Origin of the sequence: Streptomyces sp. NPDC032940 (assembly GCF_040636935.1) — a bacterium.
Taxonomy (GTDB): domain Bacteria; phylum Actinomycetota; class Actinomycetes; order Streptomycetales; family Streptomycetaceae; genus Streptomyces.
The window spans coordinates 1-26,107 of the sequence record NZ_JBEZVJ010000022.1; the positions used below are offsets into that span (position 1 = coordinate 1).

At 72.5% G+C, this 26,107-nt stretch carries 25 protein-coding genes and 1 pseudogene; 18 read left to right on the plus strand and 8 right to left on the minus strand.

Annotated features, from left to right (window positions below; translation table 11 throughout):
- Positions 1-107 precede the first annotated feature (107 nt).
- The 9 genes from AB0E77_RS23900 (at position 108) to AB0E77_RS23940 (ending at position 8,109) form a co-directional block, all read left to right on the plus strand.
- A complete protein-coding gene (locus AB0E77_RS23900) occupies positions 108-752 on the plus strand; it encodes an HAD family hydrolase (protein ID WP_361573781.1) in 645 nt (214 codons plus the stop codon).
- 93 nt (positions 753-845) lie between these two features.
- Positions 846-1,625, plus strand: coding sequence for a VC0807 family protein (locus tag AB0E77_RS23905; RefSeq protein WP_361573783.1), 780 nt, complete (start codon positions 846-848; stop codon positions 1,623-1,625).
- Positions 1,626-1,648: 23 nt separating this feature from the next.
- Positions 1,649-2,884 (plus strand): MFS transporter, encoded by a 1,236-nt coding sequence (locus AB0E77_RS23910; RefSeq protein WP_361573785.1) that lies wholly within the window; start codon positions 1,649-1,651, stop codon positions 2,882-2,884.
- Complete coding sequence (locus AB0E77_RS23915; RefSeq protein ID WP_361573787.1) at positions 2,835-4,007, plus strand: acetoin utilization protein AcuC; 1,173 nt, start codon at positions 2,835-2,837, stop codon at positions 4,005-4,007. Before AB0E77_RS23910 ends, AB0E77_RS23915 begins: the two co-directional genes overlap by 50 nt.
- 335 nt (positions 4,008-4,342) lie before the next feature.
- Positions 4,343-5,158, plus strand: coding sequence for a phosphatase (locus AB0E77_RS23920; protein ID WP_361573979.1), 816 nt, complete (start codon positions 4,343-4,345; stop codon positions 5,156-5,158).
- Positions 5,159-5,287: 129 nt separating this feature from the next.
- On the plus strand, positions 5,288-5,500 hold the full coding sequence (locus AB0E77_RS23925) for a helix-turn-helix domain-containing protein (protein ID WP_004984898.1): 213 nt from the start codon (positions 5,288-5,290) through the stop codon (positions 5,498-5,500).
- Positions 5,501-5,609: 109 nt separating this feature from the next.
- On the plus strand, positions 5,610-5,708 hold the full coding sequence (locus tag AB0E77_RS23930) for an AURKAIP1/COX24 domain-containing protein (protein WP_003948845.1): 99 nt from the start codon (positions 5,610-5,612) through the stop codon (positions 5,706-5,708).
- A 239-nt stretch (positions 5,709-5,947) separates the two neighbouring features.
- Positions 5,948-7,009 carry an NAD-dependent epimerase/dehydratase family protein gene (locus AB0E77_RS23935; RefSeq protein WP_361573789.1) on the plus strand — a complete coding sequence of 354 codons (1,062 nt, stop codon included), beginning with the start codon at positions 5,948-5,950 and terminating at the stop codon, positions 7,007-7,009.
- 14 nt (positions 7,010-7,023) lie between these two features.
- Positions 7,024-8,109 carry a lysophospholipid acyltransferase family protein gene (locus AB0E77_RS23940; protein ID WP_361573791.1) on the plus strand — a complete coding sequence of 362 codons (1,086 nt, stop codon included), beginning with the start codon at positions 7,024-7,026 and terminating at the stop codon, positions 8,107-8,109.
- A 221-nt stretch (positions 8,110-8,330) separates the two neighbouring features.
- Here the strand turns inward: AB0E77_RS23940 and AB0E77_RS23945 are convergent, their stop codons facing one another.
- From AB0E77_RS23945 to AB0E77_RS23955, 3 genes are all read right to left on the minus strand, one after another.
- Positions 8,331-9,575 carry a DUF5667 domain-containing protein gene (locus tag AB0E77_RS23945; protein ID WP_361573793.1) on the minus strand — a complete coding sequence of 415 codons (1,245 nt, stop codon included), beginning with the start codon at positions 9,573-9,575 and terminating at the stop codon, positions 8,331-8,333.
- Between the two features lie 254 nt (positions 9,576-9,829).
- Positions 9,830-10,621 carry an ECF subfamily RNA polymerase sigma factor, BldN family gene (locus AB0E77_RS23950; protein ID WP_361573795.1) on the minus strand — a complete coding sequence of 264 codons (792 nt, stop codon included), beginning with the start codon at positions 10,619-10,621 and terminating at the stop codon, positions 9,830-9,832.
- Positions 10,622-10,919: 298 nt separating this feature from the next.
- Positions 10,920-11,843: an HAD-IB family hydrolase gene (locus AB0E77_RS23955; RefSeq protein ID WP_361573797.1), complete on the minus strand. Its 924-nt coding sequence runs from the start codon at positions 11,841-11,843 to the stop codon at positions 10,920-10,922.
- A 174-nt stretch (positions 11,844-12,017) separates the two neighbouring features.
- Between AB0E77_RS23955 and AB0E77_RS23960 the strand changes: the two genes are divergently transcribed.
- The 5 genes from AB0E77_RS23960 (at position 12,018) to AB0E77_RS23980 (ending at position 17,772) form a co-directional block, all read left to right on the plus strand.
- The gene (locus AB0E77_RS23960) at positions 12,018-12,359 is read left to right on the plus strand and encodes a glutaredoxin family protein (RefSeq protein ID WP_361573799.1); all 342 of its coding nucleotides are present in this window, start codon (positions 12,018-12,020) and stop codon (positions 12,357-12,359) included.
- A 274-nt stretch (positions 12,360-12,633) separates the two neighbouring features.
- Complete coding sequence (locus AB0E77_RS23965; protein ID WP_361573801.1) at positions 12,634-13,401, plus strand: redox-sensing transcriptional repressor Rex; 768 nt, start codon at positions 12,634-12,636, stop codon at positions 13,399-13,401.
- On the plus strand, positions 13,398-15,122 hold the full coding sequence (locus tag AB0E77_RS23970) for a glutamyl-tRNA reductase (protein ID WP_361573803.1): 1,725 nt from the start codon (positions 13,398-13,400) through the stop codon (positions 15,120-15,122). Before AB0E77_RS23965 ends, AB0E77_RS23970 begins: the two co-directional genes overlap by 4 nt.
- Entirely contained in the window at positions 15,119-16,078 is a 960-nt protein-coding gene (hemC, locus tag AB0E77_RS23975; protein WP_361573805.1) for a hydroxymethylbilane synthase, read from the plus strand. Before AB0E77_RS23970 ends, hemC begins: the two co-directional genes overlap by 4 nt.
- Entirely contained in the window at positions 16,075-17,772 is a 1,698-nt protein-coding gene (locus tag AB0E77_RS23980) for a bifunctional uroporphyrinogen-III C-methyltransferase/uroporphyrinogen-III synthase (RefSeq protein WP_361573807.1), read from the plus strand. Before hemC ends, AB0E77_RS23980 begins: the two co-directional genes overlap by 4 nt.
- A gap of 175 nt (positions 17,773-17,947) precedes the next feature.
- Here AB0E77_RS23980 and AB0E77_RS23985 read toward each other — a convergent pair whose 3' ends face one another.
- From AB0E77_RS23985 to AB0E77_RS24000, 4 genes are all read right to left on the minus strand, one after another.
- Positions 17,948-18,577 (minus strand): DUF4232 domain-containing protein, encoded by a 630-nt coding sequence (locus AB0E77_RS23985; protein WP_361573809.1) that lies wholly within the window; start codon positions 18,575-18,577, stop codon positions 17,948-17,950.
- A 250-nt stretch (positions 18,578-18,827) separates the two neighbouring features.
- Positions 18,828-19,787 (minus strand): D-2-hydroxyacid dehydrogenase family protein, encoded by a 960-nt coding sequence (locus AB0E77_RS23990; protein ID WP_361573811.1) that lies wholly within the window; start codon positions 19,785-19,787, stop codon positions 18,828-18,830.
- A 58-nt stretch (positions 19,788-19,845) separates the two neighbouring features.
- Positions 19,846-20,298, minus strand: a complete 453-nt coding sequence (locus AB0E77_RS23995; RefSeq protein WP_361573813.1) for a hypothetical protein — start codon at positions 20,296-20,298, stop codon at positions 19,846-19,848.
- A 77-nt stretch (positions 20,299-20,375) separates the two neighbouring features.
- The gene (locus AB0E77_RS24000; protein WP_361573815.1) at positions 20,376-20,834 is read right to left on the minus strand and encodes a MarR family winged helix-turn-helix transcriptional regulator; all 459 of its coding nucleotides are present in this window, start codon (positions 20,832-20,834) and stop codon (positions 20,376-20,378) included.
- A 100-nt stretch (positions 20,835-20,934) separates the two neighbouring features.
- Between AB0E77_RS24000 and hemB the strand changes: the two genes are divergently transcribed.
- A complete protein-coding gene (hemB, locus tag AB0E77_RS24005) occupies positions 20,935-21,927 on the plus strand; it encodes a porphobilinogen synthase (protein WP_361573817.1) in 993 nt (330 codons plus the stop codon).
- A gap of 34 nt (positions 21,928-21,961) precedes the next feature.
- Here hemB and AB0E77_RS24010 read toward each other — a convergent pair whose 3' ends face one another.
- Complete coding sequence (locus AB0E77_RS24010; protein ID WP_361573819.1) at positions 21,962-22,705, minus strand: DUF4232 domain-containing protein; 744 nt, start codon at positions 22,703-22,705, stop codon at positions 21,962-21,964.
- Between the two features lie 189 nt (positions 22,706-22,894).
- Here AB0E77_RS24010 and AB0E77_RS24015 point away from each other — a divergent pair.
- The 3 genes and pseudogenes from AB0E77_RS24015 to AB0E77_RS24025 form a co-directional block, all read left to right on the plus strand.
- A pseudogene (locus AB0E77_RS24015) lies at positions 22,895-23,107 on the plus strand (helix-turn-helix transcriptional regulator); the annotation flags it as partial.
- Between the two features lie 741 nt (positions 23,108-23,848).
- Positions 23,849-24,748, plus strand: a complete 900-nt coding sequence (locus tag AB0E77_RS24020) for a hypothetical protein (protein ID WP_361573992.1) — start codon at positions 23,849-23,851, stop codon at positions 24,746-24,748.
- A gap of 65 nt (positions 24,749-24,813) precedes the next feature.
- The gene (locus tag AB0E77_RS24025; protein ID WP_361573821.1) at positions 24,814-26,043 is read left to right on the plus strand and encodes a PLP-dependent aminotransferase family protein; all 1,230 of its coding nucleotides are present in this window, start codon (positions 24,814-24,816) and stop codon (positions 26,041-26,043) included.
- Positions 26,044-26,107: the final 64 nt, after the last annotated feature.

Consider the following 26,107-nt stretch of genomic DNA (forward strand, 5'->3'; position numbering starts at 1 on the left):
TGGTACTGCAGGGGGGACCCTGTGGGAGAGTAGGACGCCGCCGAACAATTATTCCGGGAAACCCCGCACCTTACGGTGCGGGGTTTTCTGCGTTTAGGCTCGCTCATATGCGCTACGAACTGGTTGTCTTCGACAATGACGGGGTCCTGGTCGACAGTGAGCCGATCTCCAATCGGCTGCTGGCCGCCTATCTGACCGAGCTGGGGCATCCGACGACGTACGAGGAGTCCTTGCGCGACTACATGGGGGCCGCGATGCACCGGGTCCACGACACGGTGCTGGAGCGGTCCGGACGGCGGCTCCCGGACGATTTCGACAAGCTCTTCCACGAGCGGGTGTTCGCGGCCTTCGCACAGGACCTGGAGCCCGTTCCCGGGGCCGCCGATGTGCTGGAGAAGCTCGCCGCCGACGACGTGCCGTACTGCGTGGCCTCGTCGGGGAGCCACGAGCGGATCCGGGTGGGGCATCGGAAGACCGGACTGGACCGGTGGTTCGACGACGCACGGATCTTCAGTGCCGAGGACGTGGGCCGCGGGAAGCCGGCACCCGACCTCTTCCTGCACGCGGCCGAGCGCATGGGCGTCGCGCCGGAGCGGTGCGTGGTGATCGAGGACAGCGCGCTCGGCGTGCAGGCGGCCGTCGCCGCCGGGATGGACGTGTACGGGTTCACCGGGATGACGCCCGCCGCCAGGCTCTCCGGGGCCACCGGACTCTTCGGTGACATGGGGGAGTTGGCTGACCTGCTCGTATGACCCGAGGCAGCGCGCGTGCGCTGACATTTGTCATGTGTAGCTCCGGACGGTTGTTTCTACTGGGGGACCGTGTCCGGCCGCGAAGCTGTGTGCATGACGACGAACACGGGCACGGACAACAGGCGGCAGGGCAGGCGTCGTACCTTCGGCTCCGTCCTCCTGGACGTGGGGGTACCGGTCGGGTCGTACTACCTCTTCAAGGGTGCGTTCGGGATGAGCTCCGTCGCGGCGCTCGGCTGGAGCAGTGTCGTGCCGGTGCTGCGTACCGGGTGGGGGCTGCGCACGCACCGTGAGGTGAACGGGCTGCCCGTGCTGATCCTGCTGGCGAACCTCGCGGGGCTGCTGCTCAGCTTCGGCACGGGGGACGCCCGGCTGATGCTGCTGAAGGACAGTGCGATCAGCAGCGTGGTGGGCATCGTGATGCTGGCGTCCGTGCCCATGGGGCGGCCGATGATGACGGCCAACCTCAAGCCGTGGCTGATCAAGGGCGACGAGCGGCGGGAGGCCGCCTGGGAGCGGCTGCGGCGGGAGTCGGTGGCGTTCCGGCGGGCGGAGCGGGCGTTCACGACGGTGTGGGGTGTGGCGTTCGTCGGGGAGTGTGCGGTGCGGGCCGTGGGCGCCTACACGGTTCCCGTGGACACGATGGTCTGGCTGGGGACGGTCGTCATGGTCGCCACGATGGTGCTGGCGTTCGTGGTCAGCGGCGCCCTGGGGGCCGGCCCGATGGCGCACATGATCGGTGCCGCCGTCGCCGCTGACTGCTGTGGACCGGTCTCCTCTCCCCTCGCCGGTGCCGTGTCCTCTCCCGTCTCCGTCGGCCTGCCCGGCGAAGGTGAGAAGAATTCATCTTTGGCGGGATCTACCCACCGGTAGGCCGGGGCCCTACGCTCGCCGCCATGACAGATGTGCTGCGGCGCGGCAGGGCCTCCTTGGCGTTCGGCTTCTTCGCGCAGGGCGTCGCCTTCGCTCTGCTCGTGACGCGCATCCCCGCCATCCAGGACCGGTACGGCGTCTCCGACGCGCTGCTGCCGGTCTTCCTGGCCGCCGTCCCCGTCCTCGCCGGTGCGGGGAGCGTCGCGACGGAGCGGCTGGTGCGGCGGGTACGGCCCAGTCGGGTGCTGCGCTGGTCCCAGCCCGTGGTGCTGCTGGCGCTGCTCGGCGTCGGCGCGGGGGACCGGATGGCGGCGCTGGCCGCGGCGCTGGCGGTGTTCGGGCTGGCGGTGGGGGCGCTGGACGCCTCGATGAACATGCTCGGGGTGAGCCTCCAGCGGGCGTACGGGCGGAGCATCATGCTCGGGTTCCACGCGGCGTACAGCCTGGGCGGGATCCTGGGGGCCTCGCTGGCGTGGGTGGGGGCGCACTGGGAGCTGGCGCTGTGGGTGTCGTATCTCCCGGCGGTGGCGGTGCTGTTGCCGGCCGCGCTGGTGGGGAGCCGGTGGTACGTCGACGGGGAGCGGACGGACGCCGGGGTGGAGGCATCGGCGAGTGAGGGCGCGGGCGGCGGCGGTGGTGCGGGCGTCGGTTTCAAGATGCTGCTGCCGCTGTGTCTGGTGATGACGTTCGCGTACATCGGGGACTCGACGGTCTCCAACTGGAGCGCGAAGTACCTCCAGGACGTGCTGGGGAGCTCGGAGCAGCTGGCGACCGTTCCGTACAACGTGTACATGGTGACGACGCTGGTGGGGCGGGCCGTCGGGGACTTCGGGGTGCGGCGGCTGGGGGCCGTCGCGGTGGTGCGGGGCGGGGCCGTCGTCGCCGCGGGCGGGTTCGCGGTGGTGGCCGTGGCGCCGGGGGCGTGGGTCGGGATGCTCGGCTTCACGCTGCTGGGGCTGGGGCTGTGCGTGCTGGTGCCGCAGACGTTCGCTGCGGCGGGGCGCCTGTTCCCGGGGGCGTCCGACGCGGCGGTGGCGCGGCTCAACGTCTTCAACTACGTCGGCTTCCTCGTCGGTTCGCCGTTGGTGGGCGCGCTCGGCGATGCCTGGAGCTATCGGGGGGCCATGCTGGTGCCGATGGTGTTGGTGCTGGTGACACTGGGGTACGCCAGGTCCTTCGAGGCTCAACCGGGCCGATACGGTGGCGGGCATGAGCGGCCGCGCACAGCTGATGTGGGACGAGGCAGTAACGGGCTATGACTTCGGTCCGGACCATCCGATGGATCCGGTCCGGCTCGCCCTGACGCGAGGACTGGTCGGTGCCCTGGGGCTCGACCGGGAGGTGGAGGTCGTCGCGGCGAAGGCGGCCGGGGAGTCGACGCTGCGCCTCGTCCACCGTGAGGACTACATCGACGCGGTGAAGGCGGCGTCGGCGGACCCGGGCGCGGCGGACGCGTCGTACGGGCTCGGGACGATCGACGATCCGGCGTTCGCGGGGATGCACGAGGTGTCCGCGCTGATCGCCGGGCAGTCGGTGGGTGCGGCGGAGGCGGTGTGGCGGGGGGACGCGCTGCACGCGGTGAACTTCGCGGGCGGGCTGCACCACGCGATGCCGGGGGCGGCGTCGGGGTTCTGCGTCTACAACGACGCTGCGCTGGCGATCGCGCGGCTGCTGGAGCTGGGGGCCGAGCGGGTCGCGTACGTGGACGTGGACGTGCATCACGGGGACGGGGTGCAGGCGGCGTTCTGGGAGGACCCGCGGGTACTGACGATCTCGCTGCACGAGCATCCGCGGTCGTTGTTCCCGCAGACGGGGTGGCCGGAGGAGACCGGGGCCGACTGCGCGGAGGGGTCGGCCGTGAACGTGGCGCTGCCGGCGGGTACTGGTGACGCCGGGTGGGTGCGGGCGTTCCACGCGGTGGTGCCGGAGCTGATCGCGGACTTCCGGCCGCAGGTGCTGGTGACGCAGCACGGGGCCGATACGCACTTCGAGGATCCGCTGGCGCATCTGGCGGTGTCGCTGGACGCGCAGCGGGCCGTGCAGGTGGCGTGTCACGAGCTGGCGCACGAGTACGCCGGGGGGCGGTGGGTGGCGCTGGGCGGAGGCGGCTACGCGGTGGTGGAGGTCGTGCCGCGGTCGTGGACGCATCTGGTGGGGATCGCGGCGGGGCGGCCGGTGGAGCCGGAGACGGTGATTCCGGAGGGGTGGCGGCAGGAGGTGTTCGCGCGGACGCGGCAGTTGGGACCGATGCGGATGACTGATGGGCGGTGGCCGGTGTCGTGGGCGGCGTGGGAGGCGGGGTACGACCCTGCGGACCGGTTGGATCAGGCGGTGGTGGCGGCGCGGCGGGCGGTGTTTCCGTTGCGGGGGTTGCTGGCGTGACGGTGGGGTTGGGCGGGGTGTTTGTGGCTCGGTGTGGGTGGGGTGCCCGGCGCTGATGCTGGGCGGGCGGGTAGCGCAGCCCGGCGTGACGGGGTGCGCTACCCCGCGCTCGGCTTCTCCCCCAGGCTGGCTTCTCCCCCCACGCTCGGCTTCGCTCGCGCGGGGGGACCCCCATGAGCGGGGGCCCCACCGCCCCTGGGGGCACCTCTCAGGCCATTCAGGCACTGGGGGAGGCACCACTCTGCCCGCAGCTGAGTGGGGGGGAGTTAGGCCGTCCGTGGGGCGTGTTCGGGATTCTGCGGGGCCGGGGGTGGTGGTGCGGCAGGATTGGTGGGGTGTTGAGCCGTGGAGCTCTTCGGGCTCATCTTCTGGATGTCCGTCTTGCGGGGGCCGTGGCCACTCCTCGGGAGGTGAGTCTGCGGAGTTACCGGTTGTTCGCCGCCCGGGATCCACGGGTGCTGCTCGGGATCGATCCGGAGGGCGACTGGGGGCAGCGGGAGCTGCTCGGACTGATGGCGCGCAGGTGTGGTGTTTCGGCCGATCCACGGCATACTTCGGGCCAGGATGTGATCGACCCCGAGCGGACGCTGGCGGCGCTGGACGCCTTCGCCGGCCGTCTCGGGGCGGTGGCCGGGCGTCGCGCTCCGGTCCTCCTGGGCACCGGACACCCGCATCGGCTGCTCGGTTTCTACGTCGCCCTGGCCGACGCCCTGTCGGCGGCGGGATGTGCTGTCCTCACCCCGGCGCAGGGTCGCCGTGTCGACATAACGACCCGGTTCGGTCTACGCACCCATCACCTCGAGTACGTCCGCGGAGTCGCGTTGGTGCGGGAGGCCGGCGTGCGGCGCGCCGGTTGTGAGCCCGGCGCACACACGCACTCGCCGCTCCCGGTTCGGACCGCGCTGGCTGGGGCGGCCGAGGCCGGCGGGCCGCTTCCGGAGTTGGTGATCGGGGACCACGGCTGGGTCTGCGGGGCAGGTCAGCTGGGGTTCGAGGCCATCGGGCCGGGCGATGTGAACGATCCCGCGCTCTTCGTGGGTGAGGCCGAGGGGTCGGTGTCCGTCGCCGTTCCGCTTGATGACGGTGTGCGGCCCGAGTACTACCGGCCCCTCATCCGCTACGTACTCAATCGGGCGTGTCTGTCCCAGTAGGACGCCGATGGGTGCACCTCTTCCCCATTCGCATCACCCGCACCTACATTGGGGAGTGAGCACGCAGCGACGAAGAGTCACCGGAAGGGGAAGCCGGTGGCCGTCGAGTGCGGAAGGTGCAGGTGTGTCATGGCTGCAGCTGGCGAAAGGCCTCTGAACGAGGTTCAGTTCCTTACCGTGGCGGAGGTCGCCTCGGTGATGCGCGTCTCCAAGATGACCGTGTACCGGCTGGTGCACAGCGGTCATCTGCCCGCGATCCGGGTGGGACGGTCGTTCCGTGTCCCGGAGCAAGCGGTTCACGAGTACCTTCGCGAGAGCTATGTGGGGGTGGAAACGGCCTGACGACCTCGATTACGACCTCAGCGCTCGGGCGGGTAGGCTAGCCCCTCGTAGGTCGTGTGGGCCCATGGCGCCCAAACAACCGAGTGATGAGAAGTGAGCGAGGGTAGTCGTGGGCTCTGTTATCAAGAAGCGGCGCAAGCGGATGGCCAAGAAGAAGCACCGCAAGCTGCTCAAGCGCACGCGCGTTCAGCGTCGCAACAAGAAGTAAGCGACGCTGCGCCGTCAGCGTGTCCTGTGGCCCCCCACCGCATCCGGTGGGGGGCCACAGTCGTCTCGAGGGGTCGGCGCGGCGCCGTGGTGGGCTCGTCACGGTGTCTTCGGGCGGGTGCGAAATCTCGTCACGTGCTGCATCCGGCGGTCATCACGGCGCAACACCGACCGGCTAAGTTGGCCCGCGGACGGGAACGCGGCAGGGTACGGGGTAGGGGCGAGAGGAAGGCGCGGATCTTGGGCAAGGTCGTGCTCGTGACCGGGGTGGCCCGTCAGCTGGGCGGCCGGTTCGTCCGGCGCATCCAGCGTGATCCCGACGTGGACCGGGTCGTCGCCGTGGACGCCGTCGCGCCGGAGCACCATCTGGGCGGCGCCGAATTCGTCCAGGCCGACATCCGGCAGTCGGCGATCGGGCGGGTGCTGGCCGAGACGGGCGCCGACACGGTCGTCCACATGGACGTGACCGGCATGCCGCTGGGCGGCGGCAGCCGCACCTCGGTCAAGGAGACCAACGTCATCGGCACGATGCAGCTGCTCGGCGCCTGTCAGAAGTCCCCGACCGTGAAGCGGCTCGTGGTCAAGTCCAGTACGAACGTCTACGGTTCCGCACCTCGCGACCCGGCCGTCTGCACCGAGACCACCGCGCCCAAGTCGCTGCCCAGCGGCGGATTCGCCAAGGACGCCGTGGAGGTCGAGGGGTATGTGCGGGGCTTCGCTCGCCGTCGGCCGGACGTCGCGGTGTGCGTGCTGCGGTTCGCCAACATCCTGGGCCGGAGCGCGGAGACGCCGCTCGCGTCGTACTTCGGGCTGCCGGTGCTGCCGACGGTGTTCGGCTACGACCCGCGGCTGCAGTTCGTGCATGAGGACGACGTGATCGAGGTGCTGCGGCTCTCCTCGCACGAGCCGCGGCGGGGCACGCTGAACAGCGGCACGTTCAACATCGCCGGCGACGGTGTCCTGCTGCTCTCCCAGTGCTCGCGCCGGCTGGGGCGCCCCACGGTGCCGCTGCTGCTTCCGGCGGTCACCTGGGCGGGCTCCCTCGTGCGTACGCTGGGGATGACGGACTTCTCGCCGGAGCAGATCCGGCTGCTCACCCACGGACGGGTCGTGGACACCACGCAGATGCGCGAGACCCTGGGCTTCAGGCCGAAGTACACGACGGCCGGGACGTTCGCGGACTTCGTGCGCGGCCGCGGCCCGGGGCTGCTGCCGCCGGAGGCCCTCGCGGGGGCCGTCGACCGGATCGCGGAGCTGTCCCTGCGGGGCAGCGGCCACCTTCCGACGCAGAGCGCCAACTGAGGAGCGCAACAACGATGGCGGACGCCAAGGTCATTCCGTTCGACGACGACCGGTCCCGGGGGAGCGGCGGGAGTGCGGGACAGCGCCCGGCGCGGCGCCGCGGCGGGGGGAACCGGTCCAAGGGCGGTGCGGGGGAGTCCGTACCGGTGCGCGAGGTGCAGCCGTTGCCCGTCCGCGGGGCGGCGGACGACGACCCCGGGACCGACGGGTCGCCGACGGCTCGCGAGGACGGCGGCGAGGTGCCGGCCCAGGACACGGAGGGCGGCCTGGAGCGTCGGGTGGCGGCCGGTCTGGCCTTTCTGCGGCGCCGTCTCACCGGGGACTACGAGGTCGACGACTTCGGCTACGACGCCGAACTCACCGACCAGGTGCTGATGTCGCTGCTGCGGCCGATGTACGAGAAGTACTTCCGGGTCGAGGTGAAGGGCGTGGAGAACATCCCGGCGGAGGGCGGTGCGCTGATCGTCGCCAACCACTCCGGGACGCTGCCCCTGGACGGCCTGATGATGCAGGTCGCCGTGCACGACCACCATCCGGCCGACCGGCATCTGCGGCTGCTGGCGGCGGACCTGGTCTTCGTGCTGCCGGTGGTGAACGAGCTGGCCCGCAAGCTCGGTCACACGCTGGCGTGTGCGGAGGACGCGGAACGGCTGCTGGCCCAGGGCGAGCTGGTCGGGGTGATGCCGGAGGGCTTCAAGGGCATCGGCAAGCCGTTCGGCGAGCGCTACAAGCTGCAGCGCTTCGGGCGGGGCGGCTTCGTGTCGACGGCGCTGCGGCAGGGGGCGCCGATCGTTCCCTGCTCGATCGTCGGGGCGGAGGAGATCTACCCGATGATCGGGAACTCGAAGACGCTGGCACGGCTGCTGGGTTTCCCGTACTTCCCGCTGACGCCGACCTTCCCGTGGCTCGGTCCGCTGGGCGCGGTGCCGCTGCCGACGAAGTGGACGATCCAGTTCGGAGAGCCGATTCCGACGGACGGCTATCCGCCTGAGGCCGCCGAGGACCCGATGCTGATGTTCAACCTGACGGACCAGGTCAGGGAGCAGATCCAGCACACGCTGTACAAGCTGCTGGTGCAGCGTAGGTCGGTGTTCTTCTGAGGTAGGGCCGGGTGTGACGGCAGGGTGCGGTGAGTCGGCGGACGGAGTCCGGCGCAGCCGGGCGAAGCCCGCGAAGCGGTGCGAGGTCGGCGGTGTGGATGGGCTCCAGCACACGCTGTACAAGCTGCTGGTGCAGCGTAGGTCGGTGTTCTTCTGACGCCTTCCGTCCGCGGTGGCGTTCGGAGGTGGGGTGCCCCTTGGTGCCGGGGCACCCCACCGTGTCAGTCCGCGTCCTCGCCGTGGATGCCCAGGCCCGGCAGCAGACCGGGGAGCAGGGGCGGGAGGGTGACGTCCGGCTCGGGGACCGGCGCCTCGTCGCCGGGGGACGGGGAGGCGGCGCTGCCGCTGGGCTTCGGCGGGTCGAGCAGGCCGCCGGTGCCGCCGCCGAGCAGCCCGTCGTCGGTGCCACCGGCGGCCGCGGACTCGCTGGGGCCGCCGCTGCCGGTGTGCGCGCCGTCGGACGGGACGCCGCTGCCGGTGCCGGGGGCCGCGGAGCGTCCGGTGCCGGGGGCATCGGACGTCGCCGTGCCGGAGCCGGACGGGCGCCCGTCGTCGGGGGTGTCGCCCTCGGCCGAGGGCCGGGGGAGCAGCGACTCCAGCGGGGCGACGTCGCTCTCTATGGCGTCGAACACCGACGTCACCTCTTCGCTGACGTCCCCGAGTTGCACGGGCAGCCGCTCGCGCAGGGTGCCCCAGGTCTCCCGGTGCGAGCGGGAGAAGGCGGACAGCGCCTGCATGGGGCCGAGGGAGTCGGGGTCTCGGGCGTAGACCGCGCTGAGCAGGCGGTGGCCTTCGGCCGCGTCGTGCCGCATGCCGGACAGGGCGCGGCGGACCTCGCCGAGGGCCTCGTGGTCGAGGGGGCCGCTGCGACCGCGCTCCATGAGGCGGCGGGCCTCGTTCAGCCGGGTGGAGGCCAGGTCGAGGTAGGCACGGCCGCGTTCGTCGTCGTTGTCGGCGAGGCCGAGCTTGAAGTCCTCTATGCCGCGCTTGAGGCCGTAGAGCGAGTCACCGGGCAGCGCGTCCGAGCTGGCAGCGGCGACTCCGCCGAGGGCTCCGGCGGCGACACTCACGCTCAGGCCGCCCGCGGTGAGGCCCTTGGCCAGCCGGGAGCGCGGCCGGAACTTTCCCAGCGGGGTCGCCCGATGGGCGCCACGGGCCCGGCGCTGCTCGGGCACCGAAGGGTCCGTCGCCCCGCCGCCCGCGGTGCCCTCCTGCATCATGGCCTCGAACGCGGCCACCAGCTGGGCCCGCTGGACGACCTTGACCTCGGGATCCAGCTCCGGCCGGGGCAGCGTCTCCAGGCCAGAGGCGAGGGACAGCAGACGTCCCTGCCCGGTCTGGTCCGCGACGGCCCCGGCGGGTGCCGGTCCTTCGGACTGCTCGGCCGCCGCCCCGGTATCGGACTGCTCCTCCAGAGCCTGGGCGAAGGCGTTCGCCCGCCGGTGCGCCGATACGTTCGCGATCACTGGCGGCACCTCCTCTCGTCATGACGGTCGACTCCCCAGGGGGTCCTGAGGGTTGCACACCCCGGACGGAACCACACGAACGTGTGGCGGGAGCCGGTCGGGGAGCGACCACAGGGAGCCTGCATCCCGCACAACGAGCGGCGCGGCACTTGGGTTACGGACGACGGAGGACCGGACCGCGCTCTCAACACACCGTGACCGAAGGTGACTTGAGGAATGCAGAGGGTGGTGGCGCCTCGGGGGGCGCCGGGGACTCAGCGGGCGTCGTCCGGCAGCAGTCGGGCGAGGGTGCGGACGGCCCGGTACTGGAGGGTCTTGATGGCGCCCTCGTTCTTGCCCATCACGCGGGCGGTCTCGGCGACCGAGAGGCCCTGGAGGAAGCGGAGGGTGACGCACTCCTGCTGCTGCGGGTTGAGCCGCCGTACGGCGTCGAGCAGGGCGGCGTTGGAGAGGGACTCGAGGACGGAGTCCTCGGGGGAGCGCTCGACCTCGTTGGCGTCGAGCATCTCGCCGGTGGTGACCTCGAGGCGGAAGCGGCTGGACTTGAAGTGGTCGGCGACGAGGTTGCGGGCGATGGTCACGAGCCAGGCGCCGAAGTCGCGCCCCTGCCAGGTGAAGGTGCCGATGCGGCGCAGGGCCCGCAGGAAGGTCTCGCTGGTCAGGTCCTCGGCGGTCGCCTTGCCGCCGACGCGGTAGTAGATGTAGCGGTAGACGGTGTCGCTGTACTGGTCGTAGAGCCGCCCGAACGCGTCGGCCTCGCCGGCCTGGGCCCGTTCGACCAGGTCCATCATGCGGGCGCTGTCGCTGTCCGCGGCGGGGCGGCGGTGGGTGGCGGCGGCCCCGGACGAGGACGACCGCGCTCGTCTGCCGACGGCGGCGCTGCCCTCGGCCAGTGCATAGCACGGGCCGGCGGGGGCGGTGGCCGTGGCGAGGGCGGGGACGGCGTACGCGGTGGGGACGAAGACGCGCAACAGGTCCTGGGCTGATTTGACCGTTGCGCGCAGCGTAGCCAGGCCCGAGGCGTCAACCCCGACGTGTGGGTACACGGGACTCCCAGAGGCAGAGCTTCCATCACGTGCAGTACGGAACCGTTCACCCGTCGTAGCGAAGGTGGGGCACCGGATTGCGTCTGAGGAGAATAACGCTTCGTACAGGTGCTGCTACGCCCAGTTGCTCAAATCATCGATTACGTCGCTTCCGTAGCCGATTGACGCCCGGTCAGGTGCTGGAGATTGATCGCTTGACGACCGAAACGGTTCGGGTTCCTGGTGGCTACAGTGCGTGTTGTGCTCGAAGTGAAAGAAGAGGACTGAAGCGCGTCCCTGGGGGGTAGGTCGCCCCGGATCAGCGGCGGCGACGGTGCAGGGCGATGGCCGCGGCCGTGCCGCCCGCCACGGCGCCGACGCCCGCGGCGGCGGGGATGCCGACCTTGGCCGCCTTGCGCCCCGTGCGGTAGTCGCGCAGCCGCCACTCGAGCTCGCGAGCGTGTTTGCGCAGTTTGGAGTCGGGATTGATCGCGTAGGGATGGCCGACCAGCGACAGCATCGGGATGTCGTTGTGGGAGTCGCTGTAGGCGGCGCAGCGGGACAGGTCCAGGCCCTCGGCCGCCGCGAGCGCGCGTACCGCCTCTGCCTTGGCGGGGCCGTGCAGCGGCTCGCCGACCAGCTTGCCCGTGTAGACGCCGCCGATCGACTCGGCCACCGTGCCGAGCGCGCCGGTCAGGCCCAGCCGGCGGGCGATCACCTGGGCGATCTCCACCGGGGCGGCCGTGACCAGCCAGACCTTCTGTCCGGCGTCGAGGTGGGCCTGGGCGAGGGCGCGGGTGCCGGGCCAGATCCGCTCGGCCATGTACTCGTCGTAGATCTCCTCGCCGATCGACTTCAACTCGGAGACGCGGTGGCCCTTGACGATCGACAGGGCCGAGTCGCGGGCGTCCTGCATGTGTTCCGGGTCCTCGATGCCGGCGAGGCGGAACCACGCCTGCTGCCAGGCGAACCGGGCCAGGTCGCGGGTCTCGAAGAACTTCCGCTTGTACAGGCCCCGGCCGAAGTGGAAGAGCGCGGCGCCCTGCATCACGGTGTTGTCGAGGTCGAAGAAGGCGGCGGCGCGGTCGTCGCCGTGGACGGGGAACTCCGGTTCCTCGCCCCGGGCGGCTTCGGGAAGATCCTGGGTGGATTTGCGGGCGGCCTCCGCCGAGGCCTCGCCTGCCAACACGCTCCGCGCCGTGGCGGAGCGCCTACGGGGGGTGAGCCATCCGAGAGCGGCCATGTCCGTGAGCATAGCCAGTTTGTTCGGGGGCTTCGGACCCGAGAGGTTGGAGGGCCGTGAACTCTGCGCGACGGCGCCGTTAAAGCGCCGGGCGGCCGGGCGCGCCGGACTGCCGGTCCCGCAGGCGGTCCGCTCGCCGCCGGAGGGGCCGCGCCGGGCCGGGTCCGCGGGAGAATGGCGGACATGAGTCCCCTCTTCCGCCGCAGGGCCCCGCAGGCGCCCGGGGCCGCCGAGGCCGCCGAGAACCCGCCATCCTCTCCGCACTCCGAGAACCATCTCGTCACCCTCATCCGCAAACCCGGTTGTCATCTGTGTGATGACGCACAGCTCGTCGTCGAGAAGGTGTGCGCCGAACTCGGTGTCCCCTGGGAGGAGAAGGACATCACCGAGGACCGCCGGCTCCATGACCAGTACTGGGAGCAGATCCCGGTCGTCCTGGTCGACGGCAGGCAGCACACCTTCTGGCGTGTGAACGAGGAGCGCCTGCGCAGGGCACTGACCGAGCAGTACAAGTAGTCCGGATGGTCGCTTAGGATCGATGGCGACATGGTCTCGGGGGCGTTGATCGTGAGGAGCGTGAGCGGCTTTGCCCCCGATGGGAGAGGAACGCGGGTGCGTATGCGCCGGTTCCCGTTTCGTGCGCCGGGGGCGCGTGACCCCGGTCACGTTGGCCGGGCAAATCGGACACCATCTTTGTGCACGCGTTCACAAAGACATAGCCTGCATTCGACGGGGCGGTCATGTAGGGACGTATGACCGCCTACAGCCCCGCTCTACCCGCAGGAGCACCGTGGCAACTGGCCGAACACACCGACCGGCGACCCGCAGCCGAGGGATTCCCGAGGCCACCGTCGCCAGGCTTCCGCTGTACCTCCGAGCCCTCACCGCACTGTCGGAGCGCTCGGTGCCCACGGTCTCCTCCGAGGAGCTCGCGGCCGCGGCGGGAGTCAACTCCGCGAAGCTGCGCAAGGACTTCTCCTACCTCGGCTCCTACGGGACCCGGGGCGTCGGCTACGACGTCGAGTATCTCGTCTACCAGATCTCGCGCGAACTCGGGCTGACCCAGGACTGGCCGGTCGTGATCGTCGGTATCGGTAACCTCGGCGCCGCGCTCGCCAACTACGGCGGGTTCGCTTCCCGTGGCTTCCGTGTCGCCGCGCTCATCGACGCCGACCCGCAGATGGCCGGGAAGCCCGTCGCGGGCATCCCCGTGCAGCACACCGACGAGCTGGAGAAGATCATCCAGGACGACGGTGTCTCGATCGGTGTGATCGCGACCCCCGCCGGTGCCGCCCAGCAGGTCTGCGACCGGCTCGTGGCCGCCGGTGTCACGTCCATCCTGAACTTCGCGCCGACCGTGCTGAACGTCCCCGACGGCGTCGACGTGCGCAAGGTCGACCTCTCCATCGAGCTGCAGATCCTCGCCTTCCACGAGCAGCGCAAGGCCGGTGAGGAGGCCGCGGCCGACGCCGGTGCCGTGCCGCCCGTGGCCGCCCGCAAGCAGCCCGCCGCCGACCAGGGACCCGACGGGGACGTGCCCGCCGTGATGCCGGCATGAGCCTCCTCGTCGTCGGACTGAGCCACCGCAGCGCCCCCGTCAGCGTGCTCGAGCGGGCCTCGCTGAACGCGGACGCGCAGCTCAAGCTCCTCCAGGACACGGTCGCCGCCGAACCGGCCGCCGAGGCCGCGCTGCTGGCCACCTGCAACCGCATCGAGCTCTACGCCGACGTGGACAAGTTCCACGCCGGTGTCGCCGAGCTGTCCACGCTGCTCGCCCAGCACAGCGGGGTCGGCCTGGACGAGCTCACTCCTTATCTTTATGTGCACTACGAGGACCGTGCCGTCCACCACCTGTTCTCGGTGGCCTGCGGGCTGGACTCGATGGTGGTCGGCGAGGGCCAGATCCTCGGTCAGATAAAGGACTCCCTGGCCCGCGCCCAGGACCTGCACACCGCCGGACGGCTGCTGAACGACCTGTTCCAGCAGGCGCTGAGGGTCGGCAAGCGCGCCCACTCCGAGACCGGCATCGACCGGGCCGGGCAGTCCCTGGTCACCTTCGGCCTGGAGCAGCTCGCCGCGGGAGCCGACGTCCAGACCTGGGCGCGGGGCAAGAAGGCGCTGGTCATCGGCGCGGGCTCGATGTCGTCGCTGGCCGCGGCCACGCTGGCCCGGGCCGGCGTCGCCGAGATAGTCGTCGCCAACCGCACCTTCGAGCGGGCCGAGCGGCTCGCGCAGATCCTGACCGAGGGCGACGACACGGACGTGCTGGCCCGCGCGGTACCGATGGACGCGGTGCCGGCCGAGCTGACACGTGCCGACGTGGCCGTCTCCTGCACCGGGGCGACCGGGCTGGTCCTCACCGCCGACGACGTGGCGGCGACCGTGGAGGGCCGCACCGGCACGTCCGCGGCCGTGAGCGTGCCCGCGTCCGACGAGGCCCGTCCGGCCGCCGTCCCGGAGAGCGCCGAAACGCATCTCCCGGGTGCGGGGGGCGCCTCCGACGAGAACTGCCCGCTGGACCTGTCCTCCGTGCCGACCGGCTTCTCCGTCATGGGCGAGGCCGCCGTGGCCGGCATGGACGCGGCGACGCTGGAGCAGCACGGTGCCTGGGCCGCCGGCGGTACGGCCGTGGACCGGCCGCGCGAGGCGGGGCGGGCCGGTGCCGAGGCCGACGCCGAGCTGATCACCGCGCTGGCCGCGACGGCCGCGAGCGTCGGCCGGATCCCCGAGCGCCGCCGGCCCGAGCCGGTCGCCGGGGTGCCGCGCCCGCAGCCCGTGCTCTTCCTGCTCGACCTCGCCATGCCGCGCGACATCGACGCCGCCGTGCACCGGCTGGCCGGGGTACGCCTGGTGGACATCGAGTCGCTCGCCGAGGCCTCGGCCGACGCACCGATGGCCGCCGACGTCGACATGGTCCGCCGGATCGTCGGCGACGAGGTCGCCGCGTTCGGCGCCGCCCAGCGGGCCGCACACATCACGCCCACCGTCGTGGCGCTGCGCAGCATGGCCGCCGACGTCGTCGCCGGGGAGATCGCCCGGCTGGAGGGGCGGCTGCCCGGGCTGGACGACAAGCACCGCGCCGAGATCACCCAGACCGTCAAGCGTGTGGTCGACAAGCTGCTCCACGCGCCGACGGTGCGGGTCAAGCAGCTCGCCGCCGAGCCGGGCGGCGCCGGGTACGCGGACGCGCTGCGCACCCTGTTCGACCTCGACCAGGAGACGGTGGCCTCCGTCTCGCGGACCGAGAACAGCACTGAGAAGAACCGAGGGCCGGCATGACTGAGAAGGCACTGAGACTGGGGACGAGGCGAAGCAAGCTCGCCATGGCCCAGTCCGGGCAGGTGGCGGATGCCGTGAGCCAGGTGACCGGACGGCCTGTGGAGCTCGTCGAGATCACCACGTACGGCGACACGTCCCGCGAGCACCTGGCCCAGATCGGCGGCACCGGCGTGTTCGTCGCCGCGCTGCGCGAGGCCCTGCTGCGGGGTGACGTGGACTTCGCGGTTCATTCGCTCAAGGACCTCCCCACCGCACAGCACGAGGGCCTGGTCCTGGCGGCCACGCCCGTGCGTGAGGACCCGAGGGACGTCATCGTCGCCCGGGACGCGCGGAAGTTCACGGACCTGCCCAGCGGGGCGCGCATAGGCACCGGGGCACCGCGCCGCATGGCCCAGCTGAACGCGTACGCCCGCACGCACGGGCTGGAGATCGAGACGGTCCCGATCCGGGGCAACGTCGACACCCGCATCGGATACGTCCGCAGCGGGGAACTGGACGCCGTCGTACTGGCCGCCGCCGGACTCAACCGGGTCGGCCGCATCGACGAGGTGACCGACTTCCTGTCGGTCGACACGGTTCTGCCCGCCCCCGGCCAGGGGGCCCTGGCGATCGAGTGCGCCGCGGACAACGCTGCCCTGATCGCCGCGCTCGCCGAGCTCGACGACCCGCTCACGCGGGCCGCCGTGACGGCCGAGCGGTCACTGCTCGCCGCCCTGGAGGCCGGTTGCAGCGCCCCTGTGGGTGCCTTGGCCGACCTCCTGGCCGACGGGCAGACTGTCAAGGAAATGCGCCTGCGCGGCGTCGTCGGGACGACCGACGGCTCGACGCTGGTGCAGCTGTCCACCACCGGTCCCGTGCCCCAGACGCACGAGGCGGCGCTGGCACTCGGTCGCGAACTCGCCACCGAGATGCTCGCCCAGGGCGCGGCCGGTCTGATGGGGGAGCGAGCACATTGAGCCCCACCGCCTTTCCCGCCTGTCCGGAACACGGGCACGTCACCTTCCTCGGTGCCGGACCCGGAGATCCGGGACTGCTGACTCTGCGCGCCGTGGAGGCGCTGGCGAACGCGGACGTCCTCGTCGCCGAGCACGAGGTGCTCGACGTCGTACGGACGCACGCGAGGCAGGGCGTCGCCGAGGTGCACACGGATGCCGATCCGTCGGATCCGGGCGCAGGCACGCCCCAGCTGACGGTTGTTGACGGGGCGTCAACGGCCGTCGGGGTCCCCGCCGTGCGGGATGCCGCACATCTTGTCATGGAGGCCGCGCGCGGCGGCAGGCGGGTCGTGCGTGCGGTGACCGGGGACCCCGGGCTCGACACGTACGCCGCCGAGGAGATGCTCGCGTGCGCCGCGGCCGGGGTGCCCTTCGAGGTCGTCCCGGGTATCGCGAACGCCGTCGGCGTGCCCGCGTACGCCGGTGTGCCGCTGCGGGACGCCGAGGGCGCGGACGTCCGGTTCGTGGACGCCCGTACGGCGTCGGACCGCTGCTGGACCGAGGTGGGCGCCTCCGACGGGACCGTCGTGGTGTCGACGACGCTGGACTCGGTGGCCGCGGCCGCCGGTGAACTGGTGTCGGCCGGCCGCAAGCCGGACACCCCGCTGACGGTGACCGTCGCCGGTACGACGACGCGGCAGCGGACCTGGACGGCGACGCTCGGCACGGTCGCGCAGACGCTGAAGCAGGCCAAGGTGCTGCCGTCCCCGGACGGTGGCCGCCCGGTGATAGCCGTGGTCGGCGAGCGCAGTGCCACCGCCCGGCGCGACCAGTTGTCGTGGTTCGAGTCCAAGCCGCTGTTCGGCTGGAAGGTCCTCGTGCCGCGCACGAAGGAGCAGGCGGCTTCGCTCTCCGACCAGCTGAGGTCGTACGGGGCCGTGCCGCACGAGGTGCCGACCATCGCGGTGGAGCCCCCGCGCACCCCGCAGCAGATGGAGCGGGCGGTCAAGGGCCTGGTGACGGGCCGCTACGAGTGGATCGCGTTCACCTCGGTCAACGCGGTGAAGGCGGTCCGGGAGAAGTTCGAGGAGTACGGGCTCGACGCGCGTGCCTTCGCGGGCATCAAGGTCGCCGCGGTGGGCGAGCAGACCGCCAAGGCGCTGATCGCCTTCGGCGTGAAGCCGGACCTGGTTCCCAGCGGCGAGCAGTCGGCCGCCGGTCTGCTGGAGGACTGGCCGCCCTACGACCCGGTCTTCGACCCGATCGACCGGGTCTTCCTGCCCCGCGCCGACATCGCCACCGAGACGCTGGTGGCCGGGCTGATCGAGCTGGGCTGGGAGGTCGACGACGTCACCGCCTACCGCACGGTGCGCGCCTCGCCGCCGCCGGCCACGACCCGCGAGGCGATCAAGGGCGGCGGCTTCGACGCGGTGCTGTTCACCTCGTCGTCCACGGTCCGGAACCTGGTCGGTATCGCGGGCAAGCCGCACAACGTGACGGTGATCGCCTGCATCGGCCCGGCGACGGCCAAGACCGCGGAGGAGCACGGGCTGCGCGTGGACGTCATGGCTCCCGAGCCGTCCGTCCACAAGCTGGCGGAGGCCCTGGCCGACTTCGGCCTGCGCCGCCGCGCGGCGGCCCTGGACGCCGGGGACCCGGTGACGCGGCCGAGCGAGCGCCGGCCGGGGGCGCGCAGGCGTCGGACGTCGACGTGACGGTCGTCGGGGCCCGGGCCTGAGCGGGGGATCGCAGTGACCCCGCCGCCTCTGCAGGCGGCGGGGTCACTTGTTGTGCGGCGGAGCGCAGAAGGGCGACGCACAGCCGGTCGTTGCCCGAGGGCGTATCCGGTCCGTTCCGGGACCCGGCCGCTGCCGCGACGGCCCGTGCGGGTCAGCCGCCCTGGCCCGCGCTGCCGATGGGGCCGACCTTCACCGGGGTGCCGGAGCCGTCCGTGACGGGCAGCGACGCGGCGCCCGGCCAGTCGAGGGTGATCGACTTCGTCTCGTTCGGCGGGGTCACCACGAGCCCGGTGATGCGGACGCCCGAGCCGCCCGTGTCGTTGGCCGGGTAGGAGATGAAGAAGGAGACCGACTCGCCGTCCTTCAGGACGGTCGCGGGGGCCGGCTCACCCGTGCGCTCCGCGGACACCGTCCCCGCGTCGGTCTTCAGGTCCACACCGGCGAAGCCCGCGATCGCGCAGTCCCGGCCGCCGCCGTTGGTGAACGTCACCGCGACGGTGCCGGCCTCGTCGCCGTCGATGGTGTTGTCCTGCGCCTTGACGTCCAGTTCGTCGGTGCGGCACTTGCCGGTCGCGCTCTGCTCCTGTTCCGGGCTCTTCCCGGCGTCGTCCTCCGCGGCTTCCTGGGCCGAGCCGTCCGAGCCCGGACCGTCCGTCGACGAGGAAGAGGAGGACGCGGCGGGCGAGTCGCTCTGGCCCGTGGCGTCGTCGTTCTGGCAGGCGGTGAGCGAGAGACCCGCGACGACGGCCAGAGCTGCGAGGGTGAGCTTGTTGACGCGCATGGTGTCTTCCTCGGTGTCGGTAGGTGGGCCGGGCCCGTCGGCACGGGCGGCGCTTCCACACACCAAGAGCGGCCGGTCCGGTCCCGAGTTTCGCCCGGTCACCCGCTACTACGTGCCTGTTACAGACGGAGAGGGACGGTGACACAGGGCTCAGGAACGCCGGCTCAGCTCGCGCGGGGCCTGGCCGCGGGCCGCACGCCCTCGGTGAGGACTCCGGGCGGGCCCGCCGCGTAGCCGAGCTTCGGGCGTGTCAGCCGAGCCGGCGGATCGGGGTGCCTGCCAGGTAGGCCTCGATGTTCTCGACCGCCTGGGTGTAGTACGTGCGGTAGTTGCGCTGCGAGACATAGCCCAGGTGCGGCGTCGCCAGGAGGCGGGGGGCCGTGCGCATCGGGTGGTCGGCGGGGAGCGGTTCGGTGTCGAAGACGTCGACCGCCGCGCCCGCGATGCGGGCCTCGTGCAGGGCGTTGAGCAGGGCGTCCTGGTCGACGAGTGCCGAGCGCGAGGTGTTCACCAGGTAGGCGGTCGGCTTCATCAGGGCCAGGTCGGCGGCGCCCAGGACGCCCCGGGTGGTCTCGCCGAGGACCAGGTGGAGCGAGACGTAGTCGCTGGTGCGGAGCAACTCGTCCTTCGACGGAGCCAGTTCCACCCCCACCTCGTCCGTGCGCTCCTTGGTGAGGTGCGGGCTCCAGGCGGTGACCTCCATGCCGAAGGCGAGGCCCACCTGCGCCACCCTGCTGCCGATCTTGCCCAGTCCGAGCAGGCCGAGGCGGCGGCCGTGCAGGTCCGCGCCGACCGTCGACTGCCACGGGCCGCCCGCCCGCAGGGCGTTGTTCTCCGTGACGATGCCGCGGGCCAGGCCGAGCAGGAGCGCCCAGGTCAGTTCCACCGGCGGGGTGGGGGAGCTCTGGGTGCCGCAGACCGTGACGCCGCCCCGCTCGGCGGCCGCGTGGTCGATGACGGAGTTGCGCATGCCGGACGCGACGAGCAGCTTCAGCCGGGGGAGCCGGTCGAGGAGGGACGCGGGGAACGGGACGCGTTCGCGCAGGGTCACCACGATGTCGAAGTCCGCGAGGACCTCGGCCAGTTCGTCCTCGGTGGCGAAGTGCTCCGTGAAGGAGGTGACCTCCACCCGGTCGCCGACGGGGCTCCAGTCGGCGACGCTGGTGGCGACGTCCTGGAAGTCGTCGAGTACGGCGCAGCGCAGGCGCATGTCAGCCCTTTCCGGTGAGGGCCGTGCCGCCAGGGCGGCACAGGCGGGGATCTTCGGATTATCCGGCACGGCGGCGCGCCCGTGCCCGGTGCAGTGCCTGGGCGGCGGCGGTCGCGGGCGCCAGTACGAGAACCGCCAGGCCGGTGAAGACCACCGGGTTCACCCAGCCCGGCACCAGTTCGGTGCCCACACCCTCCGGCGTGACGCACTGCGCGCTGACCGGCAGCGACATCCGGGTCACCACGTGATCGCCCGGCGCACCGGCGGCGGCGCACATCTGGTCGGGGTCCAGGATGTAGAACCCCTGGTTCACGCCGTACGCGTAGGCGCCCAGGGCCGCCGCACCGGCGAGTACGGCCAGCAGGCCGCACGACGCGGGGCCGGGCATGCGCAGACCGCTCTCCGGCTCCCAGCGCCACAGCCGCACGGCGAGGGCCCCCGCGGTGCCCAGGACGACGAACGGTGTCAGCAACGGCGCGAGGGCCAGGGTCAGGAAGAGGAAGGCCGCCACGCCTGTTCGGACATCCCGCGCCGGTGATCGGTTCCACCGTCCGCGTCCCGGACCGCAGCGGCGCGACGACGGGCGGGTCAGTGGTGCCAGGCCCGGCCGCCCGTGTTGTGGATGAGTCGCTGGAGGACCTTCATCGTGGTCAGGTACTCCTCGTCGGAGATCCCGGCGTGGCGTTCCGTCCACAGGTCGGTCTGGAGGGCGGCCGCCTTCTCGTAGAACGCCTCGCCCTCGGGGGTGAGGGTCAGCCGGCCTCCGGGGTGCTCGGTGATCCAGCCGGCGGTGACGGTCGCGTCGATCTCCGCCTCCATCGCCTCCGGGCCCGTCTCGAGGTAGCCGCTCAGGATGCGGGAGACCTCGGTGCGTGTCTTCGGGGCGTCGGCGCGGGCGACCTGGGCGAGGACCCACCACTGGGGCTGGGTCGTGCCGATCTCGGCGAGGGCCGCCCGGGTGCGGGTGACGACGGCCTTGTAGGCCGCCCAGGTCCAGTAGCCGACGGGCTGCCTGATCAGTTCGGTGTCGCTGTGGGAGTAGTCCATGGCGCCGACCGTAGAAGCTCAAGTTTGGTCGAGGTCAAGGGTTCCGTGGCCGACTCCGCGTCGGCAAAGGCACGGCGGGGGCGGGCGTAGCGTAGGTGGTATGACGACGTACGGATCCTTTCCCGGCACCCGGCCCCGGCGGCTGCGGACCACTCCCGTCATGCGTCGGATGGTCGCCGAGACGCGGCTGCATCCCGCCGACCTGATCCTGCCCGCCTTCGTACGGGAGGGCGTGAGCGAGCCGGTGCCGATCGCGGCCATGCCCGGGGTCGTGCAGCACACCCGGGACAGCCTGAAGAAGGCCGCCGCGGAGGCGGTCGAGGCCGGGATCTCCGGGATCATGCTGTTCGGCGTGCCGGAAGAGGACAAGAAGGACGGCGCCGGGACGGTCGGCACGGACCCCGACGGCATCCTCCAGGTCGCCCTGCGGGACGTGCGGGCCGAGGTCGGCGACGAACTGCTCGTCATGTCCGACCTGTGCCTCGACGAGTTCACCGACCACGGGCACTGCGGCGTCCTCGACGAGCAGGGGCGCGTCGACAACGACGCCACGCTCGAGCGGTACGCCGAGATGGCCCAGGTCCAGGCCGACGCCGGCGCCCACGTGGTCGCGCCCAGCGGGATGATGGACGGCCAGATCGGTGTCGTCCGCGACGCCCTCGACCAGATCGGGCGGGACGACGTCGCGATCCTCGCCTACACCGCGAAGTACGCCTCCGCCTTCTACGGGCCCTTCCGCGAGGCCGTCGGCTCCTCGCTCAAGGGTGACCGCAAGACCTACCAGCAGGACGGCGCCAACGCGCGCGAGTCGATGCGCGAGCTGGCGCTCGACCTGGAGGAGGGCGCCGACATGGTGATGGTCAAGCCGGCCGGCCCCTACCTCGACATCCTGGCCAAGGTCGCCGAGGCCGTGGACGTGCCCGTCGCCGCCTACCAGATCTCCGGCGAGTACTCGATGATCGAGGCCGCCGCCGAGAAGGGCTGGATCGACCGCGACCGGGCCATCCTGGAGACGCTCACCGGCATCAAGCGGGCCGGTGCGCGCAACATCCTGACCTACTGGGCCACCGAGGTCGCTCGCACGCTGCGCTGAGCGGCTTTGCCCGGTGCCTCCCGCAGGTACCCCTTCAGTAGCCGAGGGCGCCGTCCACGTCGGACTGCCAGTAGGTGACCGTGAGCGCGGTGTCGACGTACACCCCGCCGGCGGGCAGGGCGACGGTGGCGATGGAGCCGTCCTCGAAGGGGATGGTGAGGGTGCTCGTCTCGTAGCCGTTCTCACCGCTGCCGTCGCCGGAGGACAGCACCACCCCGGCGTAGCCGGACTCGCCGGGGCCGACCCCGGTCAGCGACTGCGGCTTGGTCGCCTCCGCGACCGGCGGCACCGCCTGGGCCTCGCCGAAGCGGGCCGCCGGGTACGGCGGCAGCATGCAGGTCTTCGAGCCGGTGTTGGTGGCGGTCAGCAGCAGGTGGTTGAGCGGGCGGGACAGCTTCTGCGCGGTGATCTTCACATCGGACGCGGAGCACTTGCCGGGCATGTCGTCCTGGCTCTCGGTGTCGCCGCCGCCGTTCGCCGAACCGGCGGAGGAGCCCTTGCCCTTCTGGCCGGAGCCCGAGGTGTCGGCCTCGCCGGAGGAGCCCGCCGAGCCGTGGGAGTCCGTGCCCGAGCCGGCCGAGCCGGACGGCGCCTTGTCCCCGCCCGTGGAGGCGGAGGCGCCGGCGGACGGGGTCCTCGGGCCCGTGGCCGCCGCGGAGGAGGACGGGACGCTCTCCGCGCCCGTGTCCGAATCGCCCTCACAGGCCGTCAGGGCGAGCGCGGCCAGTGCGACGCTGGTGGCGGCGAAGAGGCGGGTGCGGGTGGTGCGTGCGGACATGAAGGTGCCCCGTTTCGGTGGAAGTCAGGTGAGCCGCTCGACCGTTCGCCGGGAGCGGCTGCTTGGATGACCACAGCTTGGGGTCCGAGTCGTCCCGCGCGCCAGCAACGCCGCCGCATGCGGGACGCTGGGACACCGAAAGGGGCTCTGACCTGTAGAAACGGTGTCCCTCTGGGATGCGGTGCGGGGATGCTGGGAGAGGGAGGAACGGTGGCGGGGGACGACTTCGCGGAACTGCTGCGGGAGCTCAAGGAGCGGTCCGGGCTCAGTTACGGGGCGTTGGGCAAGCGGCTGCACATGAGCGCGTCCACGGTGCACCGGTACGTCAGCGGGGAGGTCGTGCCCGTCGAGTTCGCGCCCGTCGAGCGGCTGGCCCGGGCGTGCCGGGCGTCCCCCGGGGAACTGCTCGAACTCCACCGCCGCTGGATTCGGGCGGATGCGCTGCGCGGCGTGAAGAAGGCGGAGGAGAGGACCGGGGAGGAGCCGGAGACGCCGGGAGAGGCGGACACCGGGGCGCCCGGAGGGACGGCCGGGGAGGCCCGCCCGCAGCAGCCGGAGCCCGGGGCACGGGACGCGGCCAGGGCTGCCGGGGCGTCCTGGGCCGCCGGGACAACTGAGGTTGTCGAGACCAGCGGCGTTGCTGACCCGGCCGGGGTGGACGGAGCCGCCCGAGCCGGGGCTGCTGGGGCAGCCGATGCTAGCGGGGTCGGCCGGACCGGGCCGGTCGGAACCGCCGAGTCAGGCGGGCCGATCGGGGCTGCCGGGGCCGGTGGGGTCGCCGGCACTGCGGGGGTGGATGAAGCCGCCCGGACGGGGACCGTCGGTGCCGCCGGGGCCGGGCGGGGTGCTGGGTCCGCCGGAGCCGCTCCGACCGGGCCGGCCGAAGAGGCGGAGGCATCCGAAGGCGCCGGGTCGGCCGGGGCTGTCGGGCCCGCCCGGACCGGGCCGGCCGGAGCCGCGGAGCCATCCGGAGCCGCGGAGGCATCCGGAGTCGTCGGGGCGGTCGGAGAGGTCGGGGGCGGGCAGGCCGGCGGTCGGGGGCCTGCGGGGGGACGCGGTGGCTCCATCGCCTCCCCGTCGGCCGCGGCGTTCCGGCCGGCCGGTCGGCCGGTGGAGGAGCGGGCGGGCGGGCCGCGTCGTCGGGTGCCGCGTGCCGCCCTGTACGCCGCGACCGGCGTCGTCGCCATCGCCGGTGCCGTGGCGCTCGTGGCGAATCTCGTACAGGGCGACGGCGACGCCGGGCGGCGCGGTCCGGCCGGGGCCGCCGGGGCCGCCGTGTCGCCCTCCGCGCCGGTGTCCGGGACCGCCACCCGCCCGGCGTCCCCGCGTGCGAGCGCCTCCGCCCCGGCGTCCGCCACTCCGTCGCCGTCCGCTTCCGTGTCCGCCGAGGCGCCGGCGACGCGCCCCGGCACGGCCGCACCGAGCCGCCGCGCCCCCGCCTCGGGCCCGGCGCTCACCGTGTCGACCACCCCGTACTTCTGGGACTCCCCCTGCGACCACGCCTTCCTCGTCGACCGCAGCCCGCAGAACGTGCTGCCCCCGCCCCCGCAGCAGGACTCGGTCGGCTGGGCCACCGCCTACGGCGCGGTCTCCGCGAACCGGCAGACGGTCGTCCTCACCGTGCAGGGCACCGGCGAGGAGACAGTGGTACTCAAGGACCTGCACGTCCGCGTGGTGGACAGCGGGCCGGCGCTGGACTGGAACCAGTACGTGATGGGCAACGGCTGCGGCGGCGGCGTGGACACCGCGTCGTTCGACGTCTCGCTCGACCTGGGCACCCCGCTGGCGATGCCGGTCGCCGGACAGCGGGACTTCCCGTACAGCGTCACCGAGTCCGACCCCGAGGTCTTCCACGTCAAGGCGCACACCAGCGGCCACGACGTGAGCTGGTACCTGGAGCTGGAGTGGTCGAGCGGCGACCGGGAGGGCACCCTGCGCGTAGACGACCACGGCAGGCCGTTCCGCACCAGCGCCTCCAAGGACGCGTCCTACTACGCGTACCCCCTCGGCAGCCACGCCTGGGAGTTCGTCGAGGGGACCTGACCGGCAGGGTGTCCGCATCACGGAAACGTCCTTGTAGACGGCACGTACTTCCCTAGGCTGCGGGCATGACAGTGACTCAGGACGCCGCCCCCACCGCCACCGCACCCCTGCCGCCGCTCGCCGTGCGGGCCCGGTCGATCGGCGGTTCGCCGGTACGGGACATCCTCGCCGTCACCGCCCGCCCCGAGGTGATCAACTTCGCGGGCGGGCTGCCGGCGCCCTCGCTGTTCGACGCGGAGGGCATCGCCGCTGCGTACCGGGCCGTCCTCGCCGAGGCTCCGGCGCAGGCGCTCCAGTACTCCACCACCGAGGGCGAACCCACCCTGCGGGCCGCGCTCGCCGCCCGGACCTCGGCGCGCGGACTGGACACCGGCGCCGACGACATCCTCGTCACCACCGGCTCGCAGCAGGCACTGTCCCTGCTCGCGACCGCCCTGATCGGGCCGGGCGACACGGTCCTCGTCGAGAGCCCCTGCTACCTGGCCGCCCTCCAGGCCTTCGGCTTCGCGGGCGCCCGCGTGATCGCCGTGCCGGGGGACGAGGACGGGCCGGACCCCGTGGCGCTGGAGGAGCTGGTGGTGCGCGAGCGGCCCAAGCTGCTCTACACCGTGCCCACCTTCTCCAACCCGACGGGCCGTACCATGCCCGCCGCCCGCCGTGCCGCCGTCGCCGAGGTCGCCGGCCGGTGCGGGCTGTGGATCGTCGAGGACGACCCGTACGGGGAGCTGCGGTTCGAGGGCGACCGTGTGCCGTGGATCGCCTCCCTGGACGGCGCCCGGGACCGCACCGTGCTGCTCGGCTCCTTCTCCAAGGTGATGGCGCCGGGCCTGCGCCTGGGCTGGCTGCGGGCCCCCGCCGAGCTGCGCCGGGCCTGCGGGGTCGCCAAGCAGGCCGCCGACCTGCATACCCCGACCGTCAACCAGCTCGCCGCCGCCCGGTACCTGGCCGACCGCGACCTGGACGCCCACGTCGCCCGCGTCGCCGCCGCCTACCGGGAACGCCGGGACGCCATGCTGGCGGGCCTGGCGGACGCGCTCCCGGCGGGGTCGGTGTGGAACCGCCCCGAGGGCGGCATGTTCCTGTGGGCGCGGCTGCCGGACGGCCACGACACCACCGCCCTGCTCTCCGAGGTGGTCCGGCACGACGTGGCGTACGTGCCCGGCGCCCCCTTCTACGCCGGTGAGCCCGACCGCGCCACGCTGCGGCTGTGCTTCGTCACGCAGACGCCGGACGAGATCGCGGAGGGCCTGCGGCGGCTGGGCGCGGCGCTGTCCGCACCGGGGCTGCCGGCCTAGGACGAAAGACCGGGTGCGGGTCCGGCCGGGGACGGCGGACGGGGCCGGCGGTGCGTCCCTAGGC